This window comes from Snodgrassella alvi wkB2 (assembly GCF_000600005.1).
GTDB lineage: Bacteria > Pseudomonadota > Gammaproteobacteria > Burkholderiales > Neisseriaceae > Snodgrassella > Snodgrassella alvi.
Genome location: NZ_CP007446.1, coordinates 710278 through 728743, shown reverse-complemented (window position 1 = coordinate 728743; position 18466 = coordinate 710278). Strand labels below are relative to the sequence as shown.

The following is an 18466-nucleotide window of genomic DNA, read 5'->3' as shown; positions in this document are numbered from 1 at the left end:
TCATCATCGTAACTTTTTATTCTGACGCTTACTGCATTTATCAATGCAGTACAGCCATTTCCGCCAGATTGAAATTTCAGCATCAACACAATTAATCGCGTGACAGCGCATCAATAGGATTAAGCTGCGATGCACGTTTTGCCGGCATAAAACCAAACAGCACACCAATTACACTTGAACAAAGTACAGCCATCACAATAGAGATGGTTGAAAATGACATGGCAAAATCTGTTGCCAGCAAATTAAACAGCATACTGATGGCAAACGAAAACAGTACACCTACCAACCCGCCAATCAGACAAATAAGCACCGCTTCAATCAGAAACTGTTCAAGAATATTGTGCTGACGTGCACCGATAGCCATGCGTATACCAATCTCCTTCACCCGCTCGGTTACCGATACCAGCATGATATTCATCACCCCGATACCGCCTACGACCAGAGATATCAGCGCAATACTTGATATCAGCAGAGTCATGGTGCCGGTAGTACTTTCAATTGTCTGCTTAATAGTGTCACTGTTACGGGTAAAAAAGTCCTCTGTACCATGACGTACTTTCAGTAATTCAATAATGCCTTTTTCTGCCGTTTGTGAATTGACATTATCTTTTACCTTTACCGTAACTGAAGTAATGTATTTAGAGCCGGAAATCCGGTTCATCAGCGTGGTATAAGGAGTAAACAGTTGTAAACTGTCACTGTCCGAAAAGCCGTTATTATTGGGTTCTGTTACTCCGATAATACGCAACGGCCGTTTATTAAACAGAATAACCTTTCCCAGCGGATTAGTACCATCAGCAAACAATTTGTTTTTGGTATTGTCATCAATTACGACTACCTGGCTGTTCTGAGTTACATCATCCTCATTAAACAGCCGGCCAAAAGCAAGCTTGATACCGCGTACATCAAAATACTGGTCACCTACACCGTATAGCTGAGCTGAAAGAGACTGATTATCATAAGTAAGCGTACCACTGGTACTGACACCCGGAGTAACACTGTCAACATAGTCCTGTTGCTTCAGAACCTCTGCATCACCAACAGTCAGCGTTTTAATACGGGAAGAACGGCGATCCCCATATCCGTAACCCGGATATACGGAAACCGTGTTTGTGCCCATGGCATTAATGTTTTCAAGAATTTTTTCCTGCGACCCTCTTCCCAGTGCTACTACCGACACCACTGAAGCAATCCCGATAATAATGCCGAGCATCGTAAGAAACGAGCGCATCTTATGCGCCATAATCGCCTGAATAGACATCAGAAAAGATTCAAAAAACTGATCACGGTAAAAATGCCATGAATTATGCTCTTCAATACTCTCAATATTGCTGGGCGGAATATCTGTATTCTTACTGTGGTCGGCGATAATCCGTCCGTCACTAATTTCAATTACCCGGTTAGCATTAGCAGCAATCGTCGGATCATGTGTAACCATCACAATGGTATGACCGGCATCATGCAGTTTATGCAGGATTTCCATCACGTTTTTTCCGCTACCGGTATCCAGCGCACCTGTTGGCTCGTCTGCCAGAATAATTTCACCGCCGTTCATCAGCGCACGGGCTATACTTACCCGCTGCTGCTGACCACCGGACAGTTCACTGGGACGGTTTTCTTCCTTACCGGCAAGCCCGAGCTGAGCCAGCAACTCATCCGCCCGTTTCATTCGCTCACCGTACTCCATACCGGCATATACGGCCGGCAGGGCTACATTTTCACGTGCTGTTAATGTGCCGAGCAGGTTATAACGCTGAAAAATAAAACCAAAGCTGCGACGGCGCAAAGCGGCCTGTTCATCTGCGGTCATAGCAGCAGTTTCTACGCCATCAATTTTGTACGAACCGCTGGACGGCACATCCAGACAGCCAATGATGTTCATCAGAGTAGACTTACCCGAACCAGACTGACCGATAATAGCTACAAAATCGCCTTTTTCTATGCTCAGATTAATATCTTTGAGCACCTGAACCCGGTTTTCACCAGTGCCGAACCAGCGATTGATTGCCTTAATTTCCAATAAACTCATGGCTTACATTCTCGGACCGCGCATTTTAGGTTCTTTGCTGACACCATTTTTGGCGTCTGCCTTGCTCAGCGCAGATAAAACTACCCGGTCACCCTCTTTCAGGCCTGATTTCACCTCTGTGCGCATACCGTCTGTAATACCAGTCTCAATCTGTTTTTCCTGAACCTGCTGATTATCGCCCAGCACCTTCACCACTTTTTTACCACGGTTATGCCTGATTGCCTGATTCGATACAGTCAGTACATTTTTAACAGATTTTACAAAAATATTATTCTGAGTAGTCATCCCGATGTGCAGTGTGCCATCATCATTCGGAACCAGAGCCCGGGCATAGTAATAAATAGCTGTATCAGTTGTATCCGTACTGGTGTCATAACTTCCCTGAGACATCTTGGTTAACCCCGGATCTACTGCTTCAAGAGTAGCTTTACGCACTTTGTTATTGTCCGCCAGTGTAGTAAAAGTTAAATGCATTCCTGCCTTAACCTTACTCATGTCGCCCTCGGCAATCTGCATTTTATTCAGCATTTTGCTTAAGTCAGCCAGCTGTACAATCGTTGGCGTATTCTGACTGGAGTTCACAGTTTGTCCCTCTTCTACCGGAATGGATACAACTGTACCGTCCATCGGAGCAGTAATGCGGGTATAGCCTAAATCTGCTTCTGAAGTGTTAATGGCAATCTGTGTTTGCCGGATTTGTGACTTCAGCTCAGCCACGTTAGCCCGTGCTGCGGCCAGATTATCCTGAGCATTATCAAAATCTGCTTTAGAGGTAGCATCCTGCCCCATCAGCGCGCGTTCACGGTCAAATGCACGCTGCTTCATTTTCAATGCAATTTGAGCAGATACCAGCTGAGCACGATAAGTATCCAGCTTAGCTTTATTAGTGTTGAGAGTATTTAACTGGGTAGTGGAATCGATATCAGCAATCAAATCACCTTTTTTAACCTGCTGACCCAGCTTAACATACAGTTTTTTGATCTGGCCGGAAGCCTGAGCACCGACATCAACCAATTGTGCCGCCGCAATTTCTCCTGTGGCATTAACTGTCTGCATGATATCGCTGCGACGAACATCATCTGTCACAAAATTCATCTGGTCTTTAGGTTTAAAAAACAGACTCCATACAACAGCAACCAGCACCACCACAACTAACAACCATACAAACCTTTTAACCCATTTTTTTTTCATTTGCTTAATAATCCGTATATCACTCAAATTTTGCTCTAATTAATAAATTTAATAAATAGCGGCAAAAGATTAAGATTGTAAAGGATGAAAACCATTCTCATCAATATATCATGTTAGTTATTAATATCTGATATCCATTATTAGTTTATGAATATTAAATAATAATCCAAGATCATTATAAAATCATATATATATTAAATCGTTAGCTCGCTTAAAAAATATAATGATAAAATTTTAAATGATTTCAACAAAATAAACATTTTACTGATACTCAAATATGAATAAGAGTCTGAAAATATATTTAACTGTTCATTGGCTACAGAGTTGCTGCTCCATATCGAAATTCTGCTAATAAAAATATATAGTAGTTATTAAGAAAAACCACCACTACAAATACAGCAGAAAAAATTAAAGGATTCCTCTTTTTTAAGTATTTTTTAATAAAATCAATATAAAAAATTATATAAATAGAAATTAAAAAACTCCTCTTTTTATATGAACCGTTAAAATAAAATGACGAAATCTCATCTGAATATTCACATATGGCAAAATTAAGCAGGCAAACTACTTACTATTTACACTATTAAAACAAAAGTGATTATTTTATAATATTTCATATTATTCTTTTGAATTCTTTACCTTTATTCGGCTTAATATTTCTTTCCCTCATAAAAAAACATTTATGTTTTGACAATGCACACACAACTGATTAAGCTGCGCAGCTTTGTATTAACGACATTGAAAAAAATAATAACTGTTTACAGTTAAATCAATCATGTTCAGCAGATAATATCTGCATACTGGTTATTTTCCGGCACATGAAAAAGCAGTTTGGAATAAGCAACAATGACTAATTCAACTACCCGCCGTGCAGTCTATGCCGGCAGCTTTGATCCCCCTACCAATGGTCACTTATGGATGATTCGTGAAGCACAACCATTATTTGATGAACTAATCGTCGCTATTGGTGTTAATCCGGAAAAAAATGCCACATATTCAGTTGAAGAGCGCAAAGAAATGCTTCAGGCTATCACGGCAAATTTTCCCAATGTTAAAATCTCCAGTTTTCAAAATCAGTATCTGGTTAATTATGCGCGCAGTATTGGTGCAGATTTCATTATCCGCGGTATCCGTACCGCTTCTGATTATGAGTATGAGCGTTCCATGCGCCATATCAATCATGACTTACAACCGGAAATTTCCACTATCTTCCTGATACCGCCGCGTGAATATGCCGAAGTGTCATCAACCATGATAAAAGGCATGGTCGGCCCGCAAAACTGGCAGGCCATGATTCGCCGTTATGTCCCTGATGCAGTTTATGAAAAAATTATGCAAGACCATATGTACACTGAGAATTGACCAGACAGAATGATCCGGACAGTCGCAACCTGCGTGCCCGGTTCAGAGACTGATTTTGCATTAATCTTGATTCTTGAATAATAGGATAGCTGATTATCAGCTACCCTATTCCATCTGGTTTTAAAACAGAGGATTCAAAAAATTTTTCATATTCAACTTTGCAAATACGAATTGAATATTCTTCGTACCATTGTTTAATACCCATTTTTTTCCCTTCTATATGCAGAGTATGGTTTTTCCATTTATCAATAGCCTCTAGTGTTCGCCAGTATGAAACTGTAATACCGATTCCTTCTGTGTCTCTGACGCTGTCCGCTCCTAAAAATCCTTCTATTTTTTCGGCTTCAATTAATAAATTTTGTGCCATCTCTGAGTAGCCAGAATCTCCCGGGCTGCGTTTAGAGGTAAAAATGACGGCATAATAGGGTAATTCAAATACTTTACTGATCATTTAAAACCTTTTTATTCTTGATTGCCGTATTCTGTTATGGAAAGTGATAAAAGGGTTTTTCCGGTTATTATATGAATTTATCCTCAGTTAGTTTTTACAATAACCCTTTGTAAAAATATAAATCACTATCATTCTGCAGACAATAAAGAAAGTTATTTCTCAAGCTGCTGTTTGTCATTGGTTACTTTTTTCTGCTTTTCCAATACTCTGCTTACTTATACGTTGAACAGTTATTTGGAAAATTCCTCTCTGATAACTTTAAGCCATGCTTTTACAGCCGGTGTCAGTTTTTTGTGACGAGGCCACGCCATAGACAGACTCCAGTTAATTGCCGGATCGGTTAACGGAACTGCTGCAAATATTTTATCGTCAAATTCATCCGTATAATAACTGGGCAGTAAAGCAATGCCCATTTCTTTTGCTACCATATCACGCAAAAGTTCCCACTGGCTGGTACAGCAAACCACATTTGGCTCAAATCCCTGATCACGACAACCATTAACAACACGTTCAAATAAAACAAAACCGCGACTAAACAAAATAAAAGACTCATCACGCAAACTGCGTAAAGACATAGATGCAGGTATCTTTACTAACCGTTTACGCGGAAACAGTACCATCATCGGGTAATCGCATAAAGGAATATAATCAAATTCATCACTTACCGGTAACAGTAACTGACCTACATCCAGACGGTTTTCCAGCAAGGCTGCTTCAATATCACGAGTACCTGCTTCAATAAAAGCCAGCTCAATATCCGGACATTGCTGATGAAAATTAAAAAAAGCCGGTGTTAGCAAACGGCTCCCTAGTAACGACATACCGATACGCAATGTACCCGATTTTAGTTCACGATAATCTTCTACCTCCTGTTTCAGCAACGACACCTGATTAAGTATCTGCAGAGAATATTCATATACACGCTTACCAATTTCTGTTGGCAGTACCTGACGCTTGCGTCCGTTTTCTCCTTTCTGCAGTAAGGCTACATTTAAATCATTTTCCAGTGCGTGAATTATTTTGCTGATACTCGGTTGGGATAATGCCAGTTTTTCAGCAGTAACTGAAAAGCTGTGATTTTGAACCAGAGTGACCCAGCATTGAAGTGCTTTTATATCAATCATAAATATTCAAAAAAAGAATAATAATAAAATTATAATTCATATTATGCCTAATAAGGCTAATTATAATGAGTGGTTTCCAATAATTGGCTATAAGGAACAGCCATAATGAATATGTTACACCTTCGCATGGCAAACTGCTTACATATATGCGCACAAATTTTACTAATCATTTTATTTTGGCTGATAGGGCTGGGTATCGAAAAAGCTGCCCATATTCCTTTATCTGCCGGTGTAATCGGATTATTTCTGGTATTGCTGTTATTACAGCTTAACATATTGAAATTATCATGGATCGCCAGTGGTGCACAGGTTTTGCTGGGTGAATTAATGTTGTATTTTATGCCTGTTCTTATTGCAGTGGTTCAATACAAGGCATTGTTTGCTGCTGAAGGATGGCAATTGGTTATTAGCATCGTAACAGGTACATTTCTGGTAATGAGCAGTACTGCTCTGACCTTAAAATACTGCTATCGTCTGCGCCGTGTATGGATTAAACATCGCCATGTCTGAACTGGCCATATTTAATTGCTAACTGGATATCTGTTATGAATATAATTGCTGCCGGCTGTTTTATCTGGACAATTGCATTGTATGCACTGGCAAAAAAATGCTATCGCGCCAAGCCAGTTATATTTTTGTCACCCGCCATTACTTTTAGTGTATTAACCATAGCCCTCATGCAATGGCTGGACATCAGTTATACACAATATAATCAATATACACGTTATATTTCCGGCTTACTTGGTCCTGCCACTGTTGCTTTTGCCATTCCGATTTATCAATATCGTGATGTAATGAAACGTCAGTTACCGATTCTGATGACAGCTATTATTGTGGGAATGTTTGTCGGAGTGGGTAGTGCTTATCTGATGGCTCGACTATTTCATTTTAACCACGAAGTGACTTACAGCCTCATGGCACGTTCCGTATCTACTCCGTTTGCCATTGAGCTCGCAGACAAAATTCATGGTTCAGCCGCGCTGGTATCCGTATTCACCATCATAACCGGACTGACAGGCATGCTGTTTGGTGATATCACACTGGCTTTTAGTCGCAGCCGGATGCATCTGGCCAATGGTGCTGCTTTTGGTAATGCCGCACATGGATTTGGTACTTCGCGGGCAATTCAGCGTAATGCCGACGAAGGTGTGGTTGCCAGCCTGACTATGATTCTGGCAGGTCTATTTATGGTGCTGGCCGGACCTTTAATAGTGAAAATCATAGTCTGGTTATAATAAAGATAAGCTGCTTTACATAAACTTTACCGCTGCCGTACAATCATTAGCGGCTTCTGTTACTATTTCTTAATTGCGTTAAAGCTGTTCGGGCATGATTCGGACAGCCGCTTTCTTCTGCTCTGCATTTTTACAGACAAATTACTCTTATCTATTACATCTGTGGAGGATAGCTGAATATGGCTTATCAATCTATCAATCCGTTTACTGGCGAGCTAGCCAGAACTTTTTCCAATCATACTAATACTGAGGTAGAAAACGTACTGACTCAGGCTCATGCTCTGTACAAGTCTGAATGGTCACAACCGGAAAACATCAGCGAAAGACAGGCATTACTACAACGCCTGGCTGAAATTATGACACGGCATCAGGAAAAAATTGCCCGTATTATCACATTGGATATGGGTAAGCGTATTGCAGAGAGTCGTAACGAAATTGTTAATTGCATTGAAATTGTCCAGTACTATGCAAAACAGGCTGCAGAATTGCTAAAACCGGCAGCCTATCCGAGCAAACTGGGCAAAGGCTGGGTGGAACATCATCCAATCGGTATCATTCTGGCAGTTGAACCATGGAATTTTCCTATTTACCAGCTTATCCGGGTTATTGCACCGGCTATTGCTGTGGGCAATCCGGTTGTAGCCAAACATGCCAGTAATGTTCCGCAATGTGCGCAACTAGTGGAAGATCTGCTGCATGAAGCCCAGGCACCAGCCGGTACTTATACCAATCTGTTTGTAACTCCGGAGCAGATAGAAACCATTATCGGTGACAAACGCGTACAGGGTGTGGCTCTGACAGGCTCAGAAGGTGCCGGCATTATTGTAGCCGGACAAGCTGGTAGTAAACTGAAAAAATCTACTATGGAATTAGGCGGTAATGATGTATTCGTTGTCACAGATGATGCAGATGTAGTAGCCGCCGCACATACCGCAGTAGCAGGACGCTTGTTTAACGCCGGTCAGGTATGTATTGCAGCAAAACGTTTTATCGTGCATGAAAAAGTGGCTGAACAATTCACCCGGATTGTTCAGGAAGATTTTGCTCAGGTAGTCATGGGCGATCCGCTGGATGAAAATACGACACTGGCACCACTTTCATCTCGTAAAAGCAAGGATACATTACAAGAGCAGCTTGATGCTGCCATTGCCCATGGTGCTAAAGTAATATGCGGTAACAAACCTGCTAAAGGCAATTTCTTTACCCCTACACTGATTACAGATATCAGCCGGGATAATCCGGCCTACTTTGAAGAGTTTTTTGGTCCCGTGGCACAGTTGTATATTGTAAAAAATGACGAAGAGGCAATTACACTGGCTAATGATTCTAATTTTGGCCTGGGCGGAACTGTTTTCAGTAAAGATATTGAACGCGCTAAAAAACTGGCTTCGCGAATTGAAACCGGTATGGTGTTTATTAACCGCTTCGGTGATTCCGTGGCTGAATTGCCGTTTGGCGGAATTAAACGTTCAGGCTTCGGACGTGAACTAAGTGATCTGGGCATTAAAGAATTTGTTAATCACAAACTAGTGGTACTTGCACAGGACTAATCCTCCTATTTATGCAAAAAGCAGTCTGTTTATACAGACTGCTTTTTTAGATAATAACCAGTTACTGGCCATAAAACACCAACCATATCTTTACTGCTTATGGTTGTAGCAATTTGAATTCCACTTTATCAGGTAAATTTTTAGGCACAATCAAAATTACAAACGGATGCATCTGATAACTTTGTCTTGCTCCAGAACGAATGCGTACATCTAATACCAGCTTATCCTGAGCATAATTTAAGGTTAAGGGCGTAATTTCCAACTGCTTTTGCACGATTCCGGCATCATATACAATTACATCATGAGCTGCAAAATCAATAGGAGTTGGTTTCCCATTTTTCCCCATAGTTGCAGCCATACCGAAATAACGGGCAAACTCAACAGATGAACTAATGTGTCTCGGGACTAATCCGGTTACCGTATTTTTAATGAAGTAATTATCGGCCAGCTGATAAGCAACTGGAGTCGCTGATTGGTTGAAAACCTGAGCAGAGCTATTAGCTGTGACAGCTGCTGAATGGCTACAAGCACACAGACTGCCTGCCAGTAAGAAACTCATTATCATTGAATAAACATTACCGCGCATAGCAACCTCCTGTCAGGTTTCGTAAATTTTACTGCTGTTTAAAAGCCAGCCATGCCAGAGTCAGCCAGCCGGAAATCATTAAAACACCGCCAACCGGTGTAATTGCACCGAGCCAGCGTGGCAAACCTAAAGCCATCAGATATAGTGAACCACAAAAAATAATCAATCCCAGCTGTAGCAAAGAAAACGGCATTTTTACCATAAATGCCGGAACTGCTTTTGCCAGTACGCCTAATACCAGTAATCCCAATGCATGCCAGAAAAAATACTGTGTTGCTGTATGCCACCACTCCAGTTGCTGCGCACTGGCCATATGTTTTAATCCGTGTGCACCAAATGCACCCAGCATTACCGCCAAAGCCAGATTAACTGCTGCTATACCTAACCACATATCAATTCCCCATTATTCAATTAATTAAACCGTAGATGTACCTGTTTTATTACAAACAGACTATTCAGCAAAGCGCAGTATAAAGGTCGGTTTACTGAATCTCAAATTACTTCACAAATACAATCATGGCAAATTTTCATTTTCTTCCCTTCATGCAAGTAAAAACCAAAATAAAAGCTGATGGAAAGATTATATTGCTGAAAATAAAATTTATAAAAACCAATCGAAAGAGTAAATTTTTCTCCAAGATACATTGATCTTTTCACTCTTTCTTCTAATTTTCATAATACTATTACCGATAAAAAAAACTGACCGGTTACTATGAACAGGTCAGTTTTTTATCTTTTGATTGTAATAGCTGTTTTCTATTTATTTACAGCTGATACCGCTAATTTGTGGCGTTTTTGCCGTACCTACTTTAAATATACATTTAGTGTCACTACTGCCGGTAACAATGAGATTACCGGAAGCAACATTCATATTCAGAGGTTCTTTTACCCCCATTTTTACTGCTGTATTGGCCAGTTTCTGTATTTCTTCCGGCGCATATGCAGTGTTATTACTGGCTACTTTGATTTCCTTAGCACTAACACTTGCTGCTACAACCAGCCCAATAACAAAAATCAGACTATTACGCATAGATTTATTCATTCGGATTCCTTTCCGAAGATTATATTCATTAAATATACTAATACAAAAAACCAGCACTTTCCAGCAAAATACATCAAATTTACTGTAAATCAAACAATAATGAACAAATCATTTCAATAAATATAATTGTTATCTTTGTATTAACCTTAGTATAAAAGAAAAAGCTGTATACCAAGCAAACTGGTATACAGCAAACCAAAGGAACTTTTTTAAAATTAATTAATTCAGTAACAGAATGTATCGGATTGGCATACGCTATTTCATTGTTGTGATTGCTGATCCAGCTTATCTCTGTCTTGCTGATATTCACCCCATAATGCATTTACTACTCCAAGCAGTATGGCAAAACCAATACCTAAACACCAGGCGAAATACCACATAAAATACTCCTTGTTTTACTGGCTTGTCTGCCGGCTAAAATACCAGCGGCAGACTAAGCCGAATTTAATACAGGCTATGGTCGTTCTTGCGAATCATGTCGGTAGTTACCTTACCGCGCATCACCCGATAACACCAGCTGGTATAACACAACATCAGCGGCACGAAAATTAATGCCACCACCAGCATAACTTTAAGAGTAAATTCACTCGAACTAGCATCCCATACCGTCAGGCTGGAGCGCAAATCTGTGTTTGAGGGCATGATAAAGGGGAACATGGATACACCAGCGGTACTGATTACGCCGCCAAGACCCAATGCTGAAAACCAGAATGCTACAAAATTCTTCCCGCCTTTTGCCAGAAGCCATGCCACTATAAAACCAACATAAGCCAGTACTGGTATCACTAACAGCAGTGGATATTGCTGATAGTTATTCATCCATGCACCAGTAGCACTGACCACCTGTTTATTCAGCGGATCAGGTGAAGCTCCGGGCAAATAACTTCCTTCAACCATGCTGTAACCATTAATTCCCATATTGACCCAGATACCGGCCAGTGAGAATGCGATTACCACAACAATCAGAGCAATTGTGCTGGCACGCAGTGCACGTTGTCTTACCTGTTCATCTGTGCGCAATGCCAGATAAATCGCACCATGAAAGGTAATCATTGCAGCCGATACCACACCACACAACAAACTGAAAGGATTGAGCAAAGCCCAGAATGAGCCAGTATAGAAAGAACGCAAATCATCATCAAAATGAAATGGCACTCCCAGTAGCAGATTACCAAAAGCCACACCGAAAATCAGCGGTGGAACGAAACTGCCGACAAACAGTAACCAGTCCCAGGTAGTACGCCAGCGGGCATTATTGATTTTACTGCGATAGTCAAATCCTACCGGACGGAAAAACATTGCCCACAGCACAGCCATCATTGCCCAGTAAAAGCCAGAAAATGCTGTCGCATAAGCATATGGCCATGCTGCAAAAATAGCACCACCACCAGTAAGAAACCATACCTGATTACCATCCCAGTGCGGGGCTATTGAATTAATAATGACACGGCGCTCGTTATCGTTTCTGCCAACAAACGGAAGCAGACAACCTGCCCCCATATCCTGCCCGTCCATAATGGCAAAGCCAATCAGCAGAACACCCAGCAACAACCACCAAATGAATTTTAATACCGAATAATCCAAGAATTCCATGGTCTACTCCTAATGTTCTGCTTCATTAGCATAACGCCCTGTACCCAGTGAACCCGGGCCCTGACGGGAAAACCGCACCATCAGATACACTTCCACAATTAATAAGATTGTGTACAGTGTTACAAAACCGAAAATTGATCCCCAGAGACTAGCAGCCGTCAGCGAAGAAGCCGAAAGATTAGTCGGTAGCACACCATATACTGTCCATGGCTGGCGTCCATACTCTGCAACAAACCATCCTGCCTCACAGGCCAGCCAGGGCAATGGTAAACTCCAGAACACCCATTTAAGCAACCAGCGTTTATCTGCAAAATTATTTCTAACCGAAGTATAAAATGCTACAACCATCAGCAACAGCAGCAGACAGCCACACAATACCATGATGCGGAAACTCCAGAACATCGGAGCGACACGCGGAATTGTTTCCCGGGCTGCATGTGCGATATCAGATTCAGTAGCCTGACGTACATCCGGCACATAGGATTTAAGCAGTAAGCCAAAGCCCAGATCATCGCCATATTTTTTCATGGCAGCCTGTGCTTGTGCATCTGTACGGTCTTTACGCAATGTTTCCAGCGCAATCACAGCTTCCCGGCCATTGCGAATACGATCCGTATTCTCAGCAATGATTTCCTTGATTCCCGGGATCTGTTTATCCAGTGACCGGGTACCGATTAAACCCATTACCCATGGAATTTCGATAGCGAAATCATTTTCCATTTTCTGCTCATTTGGCAGAGCAATCAGATTAAACGAAGCCGGAGCCGGTTCTGTTTCCCACATAGCTTCCAGTGTCGCCATTTTGGTTTGCTGTGATTTTCCCACGGTATAACCGGATTCATCACCCAGGATAATAACTGACAGAATTGAAGCTACACCAAAAGCTACGGCAATACGAAAGCTTTTCTTGGCAAATTCGACATCCTGACGTTTCAGCATATACCAGGCAGAAATAGACATCACGAAAACCGCAGCAGTTACATAACCGGCAGAGACTGTATGTACAAATTTATTCTGCGCTACTTCATTCAGGAAAATTTCAGTAAAACTGGTCATTTCCATACGCATTGATTCAAAATTGAAATGCGCCCCTACCGGATCCTGCATCCAGCCATTGGCTACCAGAATCCACAATGCAGACAGATTGGAACCAAGCGCCATAAGGATGGTGACTAACAGATGGCCAGGCCGGCTCAGTCTTTCCCAGCCAAAAAAGAACAGGCCTACAAAAGTGGATTCCAGAAAAAATGCCATCAGCGCTTCAATAGCCAATGGCGCACCAAAAATATCCCCCACATAATGCGAATAATATGACCAGTTGGTACCAAACTGGAATTCCATTGTTATACCGGTAGTTACACCCAGAGCAAAATTGATGCCGAACAATTTGCCCCAGAATCGCGTCATATCTTTATATATCTGCTTACCGGTTAACACATAAGTGGATTCCATTATTACCAGAATCCATACTATCCCCAATGTTAGCGGTACAAACAAAAAATGATAAAGCGCGACCAGCGCAAACTGCAGCCTTGACAGTTCCACTAAATCCATGGCTTTGTTCCTGTAATTTATATTAATAAAAATTATATTTATCTTTAAACCGGCATTGATAAATATTTCAATTTAATAGAATTTAATATACTATACAAATCGAAAATATTAAACTAATGCATAAATTTAACAAATAAATATAGTTATTTAAGTTTACATTAAATATGTAAAATTAAAAATAAACTAAACTTCTATTGTTAAAAATATTATATATTTTACTTTTACATTATAAATGCTAAAAATATATATTTAGAAATTATAATACAATGTCTTTGTTAAAATTTGTTATTAGTTATTTTTTTGATCTAGATCAAATAAAGGCAGCCACAAAATGGCTGCCAGAAAAGTAAATCAGCTAAAAATTTATTCAGAATTTATTCAATTTATTTGCAAAATCTGAGCCTCAGACCACGGATTAGTCTGATGGCTTGCTACAATCAGAATACCTTGCCGCTGATGCTGTTGCAGCACAGAAGCCAGCTCTGCCTGTGCCTGCTCATCAATACCGGCAAACGGTTCATCCAGTATCAGTATTTTATAAGGACGCAGCAGTAAACGTGCCAAAGCAATACGACGTGCCTGCCCTCCTGACACAGCTGCTCCATATTCTCCCAGACGTGTCTCCAGAAGCTGGGGCTGATTTTCAGCCCATACAGCCAGCCCGACGCTGGAAAGTACTGACCACAACTCATCCTCAGTAGCATCAGCTTTACCCAAACGCAGATTCTCAGCCAGAGTTAAATCAAATATATCCAGTTGCTGAGCCAGATAACCCACCTCTCCCTGCCACTGCCATGCTGAAAACGGTTGCTGATTACAACACAATTGCCCTGCTGCTGGTTCCAGTTCCCCCGCTAATACTGCCAGCAAAGTTGATTTCCCGGCACCAGATGCTCCTTGCAGCAACAAAATATTACCGTTAACCAAATCAAAACTGACATTTTCCGCTCCGTTCAGCGCATCCGGCCAGCGTGCCTGTAATGCACGCGCCTGTAAATGCAGTTGTGCCGGTAAAGGCTTTTTATCTGATTCTTCAACAGTCAGTGCGGGCGTAATTGCATTAAGACGTATGCATGCAGCCTGACACAGACCATAGGTCATCATATTCATACCCAGTACCAGCACCAGTTCTGTAAAACCAAATACAGCCAGCACCAGCGCCAGCAACATGGCTACTGAAAGGTTTGCATCACCACCGAAACGCTCACTTCCCAACCATAACAAAACAGCCACTGCTGCAGCCATCAATACCTGCTGTAACAATACTACTCTTCCTGCCAGTTGCTGCTGATGCAACTGGCCAGAGACATAATATTGATCTTCGGCATGAAAAACCGTTGCAAAGCGTGACCATTGCTGCCATTGCAACAAAGCTGTTATTGCTTCAAGCGGTTGCAATAAAGCTGTACGCCGCTTTTCAGCCAATCCTGCCTGCTGTTTGCCCCAGTTTTGTCCGTACAGTGCAGCCAATGCCGGAATCACGACAGTTGCCAGAAATAATGGAATAGACAGATACAATGTCAGTTTGCTGCCGGCCACAATTAAAGTTAGCCCCAGAATGCCCAGCAACATGAATAATGCCCATAACCATGGCAATACAACATTAAGCGGCCAGTTATTCAGCAATTCAATATCACTCAGTAAAGAATGCATCTGCCGCAGAGCGTTCTGTTGCTGCTGTTTACCTGTAGCCAGACGAGAAAACAGCCCGCTGCGTAAATCAGCCAGAAGACCCAGTACTGCATCATGTGAACCAAGACGCTCACCATAGCGCCCCGCGGTACGCACAATCGCCAGCAAACGGATCACCCCTGCCGGAGTAAAATAGTTAAAGGTGTAAGCTGTTGCCAGACTTATTATTCCGGCCAACCCGGCAGCAGTAATAAACCAGCCGGACAGAGCCAGCAGTCCGATACTGGCTATAGCTGTTACCTGCCCTAATAACCATGCCAGTAACCAGGCACTCTTGCGACTCAGCAATAAATTAGACAGTTTCAGCTGCTGTTGTGACCATAACAAATGATAACGCTTCATCGTAATTGCTCCTGCCGGTCAGTCAGCATGATTTCCCTATCAACCCATCCGGCAAAACTAATATCATGACTAACGAGTATCACCGTTTTACCGATACTCAGCTGCGCCAGCAACTGCATAATTTCCGATGCTGTTTGCGCATCCAGATGAGCGGTTGGTTCATCCAGCAGCCATAACGGTGCTTTTCGTAACAGCATTTGTGCCAGCGCCAGTCGTTGTAGCTGTCCGCCGGACATTCCACGACCACGCTCACCCAGTTGTGTATCCATTTGATGAGGTAAACGCTGAATTAATACCCATAGTCCTACTTGTTGCAGTACCTGCTGCAATTCTTCATCCGTAGCATCCGGGCTGGCCAGCCGCAAATTTTCGGCAACTGATAGTGACAATATTGGTGGCGTCTGTGCCAGATAAGCCACCGACTGCCGTAATAGCGGTAAATTTAATTCAGCATAATTATGCTGATTAATCCATAAAGTACCAGAGTAAGGAGCAAACCCCAGTAAGGCCTGCAGCAGACTGGATTTTCCACTCCCACTCGCTCCTCTGAGCAGAACACGTTCTCCGGCTTCTATACAAAAACTGAATTGCGGTAGACGGATACGTTCATCACGTCCGTATACCACCAGATAATCTGCACGCAAACTGGGAGGTGTTTGCAATACAAAATCAACTTCTTCAGAAACAGCAGGAATATTTTCGACCACTTTATATAGTGGCATTAATGTCTCGGCTGCTGCCTCTGCCTTAGCTTTATCATGATAATCAGCACCAAGCTGACGCAATGGTGCATAAAATTCCGGCGCCAGCAATAAAATAAATAATGCCCCCTGATAAGGTACCGGTATTTGTCCGTTTGCCCAGGGCAATACACCCAGCAGTCCGAGACCCAGATACACAGCCACCAGTGCGATCGCCAGCGAAGCAAACAGTTCCAGAACGGCTGTAGACAGAAATGCCAGCCGTAATACCGCCATTGTTCGCACCCGATAAGACTCAGCAGCGGCATCAATAGTCTTCTGTGCCTGCAACTGAGCACCTAAACGACGTAACGTGGGCAGACCCCGCAGCAAATCCAGAAAACGTCCGCTTAAAGCCGCCAGTGCTGAAAACTGCGCACGATTTTTACGTGCTGCCGCCTGTCCGAGCAAAATCATAAAAATCGGAACCAGTGGCGCAGTCAGCAATAATAGTGCAGCAGCAAATGGACTATAAAAACAGGTAGCCGCAGCAATCAGTACCGGCATCAGTACTGCAAGTTGCTGTTGCAGAACATAACGGCTTAAATATCCATCCAGAGCATCTACCTGTTCCAGAACCATTGTAGACAGAGCTCCATCACTGCCATACTGGCTGCGCTCAGGTCCCAGTAATGCCAGTGCTTTCATCAACTGACTGCGCAACTGTAATCTGATTGCCACACTTGCCCGTAATAGCAACCGGTCTTTAAAATAGTTCAGTAACGGCCGCAACAGCCAGCAGATTAATAGATAAGGTAAAAACTGGAATAAAGTCTCAGTTACATTCTCTCTATTAAGCCACAAAGCAAAAAGGTTAGCCAGTAGAGCACTCTGTACAATAATTAATACGGCTGCGGTAACCATCAGCACCCATGCCAGCCGGTATGAGCGGTGTTGTTGTTTTTGCCATAAGCGCAGATAAAATCGCGGAGCAGATGCATGTAAGTTACTTCGAACCAACCCTTTTCTCCCTCGTTGTCTAAAATTTTCTATCAGCATTAATTTGTTGCAATTGCCTGTGGTGAAACACGCGTAAGCTGCCAGTGCTGCACCGCCCAGCTCAGCAAATCAGACAGACTATCCACCTCTGGTGCCTGCGGCTGCCCGAGATAAGTGAGAACCTGTCGCAGTAAAGTTTCACGCCGGCGCAAATCTAATGCAGGTGCCTGTGTCTGTTTTGACCATTTTTGTCCCAGCGTATTAGTCAGCAACGGTAAATGAGCATAAGCAGGATGTGAAAAACCCAGTAACTGCTGTAAATAAATCTGACGGGGGGTAGATAATAACAAATCCTGACCGCGTACTACATGATTGATTCCCTGATCCGCATCATCAACTACGACCGCCAGTTGATAAGCCCAGAAACCATCTGCCCGCAACAAAACAAAATCGCCCACATCTCTGGATAAACACTGTTGCTTATAACCTTGTATTGCATCCGTAAAACCGGTTATATCTGTACCAGTTCGCAAACGCCATGCCGGCATTTTCTCTGAACAGACAGACATATCTGCATTCAAAGATGCACAATGTCCGGCATAAATAAAACCATCCGTACCCATGCCCTGTGCTTCAGCCTGTATCGTTTTTCGGCTGCAAAAGCACGGATACACCAGTTCTTGCGCTTTCAATCGCGCCAGAGCTGCAGCATAAAGGTGATGACGCTTGCTCTGATAAACAACTTCACCATCCCAGTGCAGTTCAAAAGCTTCCAGTGCAGATAAAATAGCTGCTGCCGCACCCGGCATTTCACGTGGCGGATCCAGATCTTCCATCCGCACAAGCCAGCGTCCTTGCCGGCTGCGCGCATCCAGATAAGAAGCTACCGCAGTAAGCAGCGAACCAATATGCAACAAACCGGTAGGGCTGGGGGCAAAACGCCCTACATACAACTCATCCACAAACAACTTCCATTCTTAATTCAATTTCACAGCCGGCACAGCTAATATAACTTAACATCACACCCGAAAAAGTA

The 18466-nt window shown here is 42.5% G+C and carries 17 protein-coding genes; 4 read left to right on the top strand and 13 right to left on the bottom strand.

Features of this window, described 5'->3' with window-relative positions; genetic code table 11:
- Window positions 1–91: 91 nt before the first annotated feature.
- On the bottom strand, window positions 92–2029 hold the full coding sequence (locus SALWKB2_RS03410; RefSeq protein ID WP_025330285.1) for a MacB family efflux pump subunit: 1938 nt from the start codon (window positions 2027–2029) through the stop codon (window positions 92–94).
- Window positions 2030–2032: 3 nt separating this feature from the next.
- Entirely contained in the window at window positions 2033–3220 is a 1188-nt protein-coding gene (locus SALWKB2_RS03405; RefSeq protein ID WP_051506402.1) for an efflux RND transporter periplasmic adaptor subunit, read from the bottom strand.
- A gap of 846 nt (window positions 3221–4066) precedes the next feature.
- Here SALWKB2_RS03405 and coaD point away from each other — a divergent pair.
- The gene (gene coaD / locus SALWKB2_RS03400; protein WP_025330283.1) at window positions 4067–4582 is read left to right on the top strand and encodes a pantetheine-phosphate adenylyltransferase; all 516 of its coding nucleotides are present in this window, start codon (window positions 4067–4069) and stop codon (window positions 4580–4582) included.
- A gap of 100 nt (window positions 4583–4682) precedes the next feature.
- Here the strand turns inward: coaD and SALWKB2_RS03395 are convergent, their stop codons facing one another.
- The gene (locus SALWKB2_RS03395; protein ID WP_025330282.1) at window positions 4683–5033 is read right to left on the bottom strand and encodes an antibiotic biosynthesis monooxygenase family protein; all 351 of its coding nucleotides are present in this window, start codon (window positions 5031–5033) and stop codon (window positions 4683–4685) included.
- Window positions 5034–5263: 230 nt separating this feature from the next.
- Window positions 5264–6157 carry a LysR substrate-binding domain-containing protein gene (locus SALWKB2_RS03390; protein ID WP_025330281.1) on the bottom strand — a complete coding sequence of 298 codons (894 nt, stop codon included), beginning with the start codon at window positions 6155–6157 and terminating at the stop codon, window positions 5264–5266.
- Window positions 6158–6262: 105 nt separating this feature from the next.
- Here SALWKB2_RS03390 and SALWKB2_RS03385 point away from each other — a divergent pair, with 105 nt between their 5' ends.
- From SALWKB2_RS03385 to SALWKB2_RS03375, 3 genes are all read left to right on the top strand, one after another.
- Window positions 6263–6667 carry a CidA/LrgA family protein gene (locus SALWKB2_RS03385; protein ID WP_080690438.1) on the top strand — a complete coding sequence of 135 codons (405 nt, stop codon included), beginning with the start codon at window positions 6263–6265 and terminating at the stop codon, window positions 6665–6667.
- Between the two features lie 35 nt (window positions 6668–6702).
- A complete protein-coding gene (locus SALWKB2_RS03380; protein ID WP_025330279.1) occupies window positions 6703–7392 on the top strand; it encodes an LrgB family protein in 690 nt (229 codons plus the stop codon).
- A 179-nt stretch (window positions 7393–7571) separates the two neighbouring features.
- A complete protein-coding gene (locus SALWKB2_RS03375) occupies window positions 7572–8942 on the top strand; it encodes an NAD-dependent succinate-semialdehyde dehydrogenase (protein WP_025330278.1) in 1371 nt (456 codons plus the stop codon).
- A 97-nt stretch (window positions 8943–9039) separates the two neighbouring features.
- Here SALWKB2_RS03375 and SALWKB2_RS03370 read toward each other — a convergent pair whose 3' ends face one another.
- The 9 genes from SALWKB2_RS03370 to gluQRS all read right to left on the bottom strand — a co-directional run bounded on the left by SALWKB2_RS03370 (window position 9040) and on the right by gluQRS (window position 18383).
- On the bottom strand, window positions 9040–9528 hold the full coding sequence (locus SALWKB2_RS03370) for a hypothetical protein (protein WP_025330277.1): 489 nt from the start codon (window positions 9526–9528) through the stop codon (window positions 9040–9042).
- 28 nt (window positions 9529–9556) lie between these two features.
- Window positions 9557–9919 (bottom strand): DUF423 domain-containing protein, encoded by a 363-nt coding sequence (locus SALWKB2_RS03365; protein ID WP_025330276.1) that lies wholly within the window; start codon window positions 9917–9919, stop codon window positions 9557–9559.
- Window positions 9920–10288: 369 nt separating this feature from the next.
- Window positions 10289–10570, bottom strand: coding sequence for a hypothetical protein (locus tag SALWKB2_RS03360; RefSeq protein WP_025330275.1), 282 nt, complete (start codon window positions 10568–10570; stop codon window positions 10289–10291).
- Window positions 10571–10830: 260 nt separating this feature from the next.
- On the bottom strand, window positions 10831–10950 hold the full coding sequence (cydX, locus tag SALWKB2_RS11835) for a cytochrome bd-I oxidase subunit CydX (protein WP_025330274.1): 120 nt from the start codon (window positions 10948–10950) through the stop codon (window positions 10831–10833).
- Window positions 10951–11014: 64 nt separating this feature from the next.
- Window positions 11015–12163: a cytochrome d ubiquinol oxidase subunit II gene (gene cydB / locus SALWKB2_RS03350; RefSeq protein WP_025330273.1), complete on the bottom strand. Its 1149-nt coding sequence runs from the start codon at window positions 12161–12163 to the stop codon at window positions 11015–11017.
- Between the two features lie 9 nt (window positions 12164–12172).
- Window positions 12173–13717, bottom strand: coding sequence for a cytochrome ubiquinol oxidase subunit I (locus tag SALWKB2_RS03345; RefSeq protein WP_025330272.1), 1545 nt, complete (start codon window positions 13715–13717; stop codon window positions 12173–12175).
- Between the two features lie 378 nt (window positions 13718–14095).
- On the bottom strand, window positions 14096–15751 hold the full coding sequence (locus SALWKB2_RS03340) for an amino acid ABC transporter ATP-binding/permease protein (RefSeq protein WP_025330271.1): 1656 nt from the start codon (window positions 15749–15751) through the stop codon (window positions 14096–14098).
- A complete protein-coding gene (gene cydD / locus SALWKB2_RS03335) occupies window positions 15748–17451 on the bottom strand; it encodes a thiol reductant ABC exporter subunit CydD (protein WP_158500015.1) in 1704 nt (567 codons plus the stop codon). Before cydD ends, SALWKB2_RS03340 begins: the two co-directional genes overlap by 4 nt.
- Window positions 17452–17489: 38 nt before the next feature.
- Complete coding sequence (gene gluQRS / locus SALWKB2_RS03330; protein WP_025330269.1) at window positions 17490–18383, bottom strand: tRNA glutamyl-Q(34) synthetase GluQRS; 894 nt, start codon at window positions 18381–18383, stop codon at window positions 17490–17492.
- Window positions 18384–18466 lie beyond the last annotated feature (83 nt).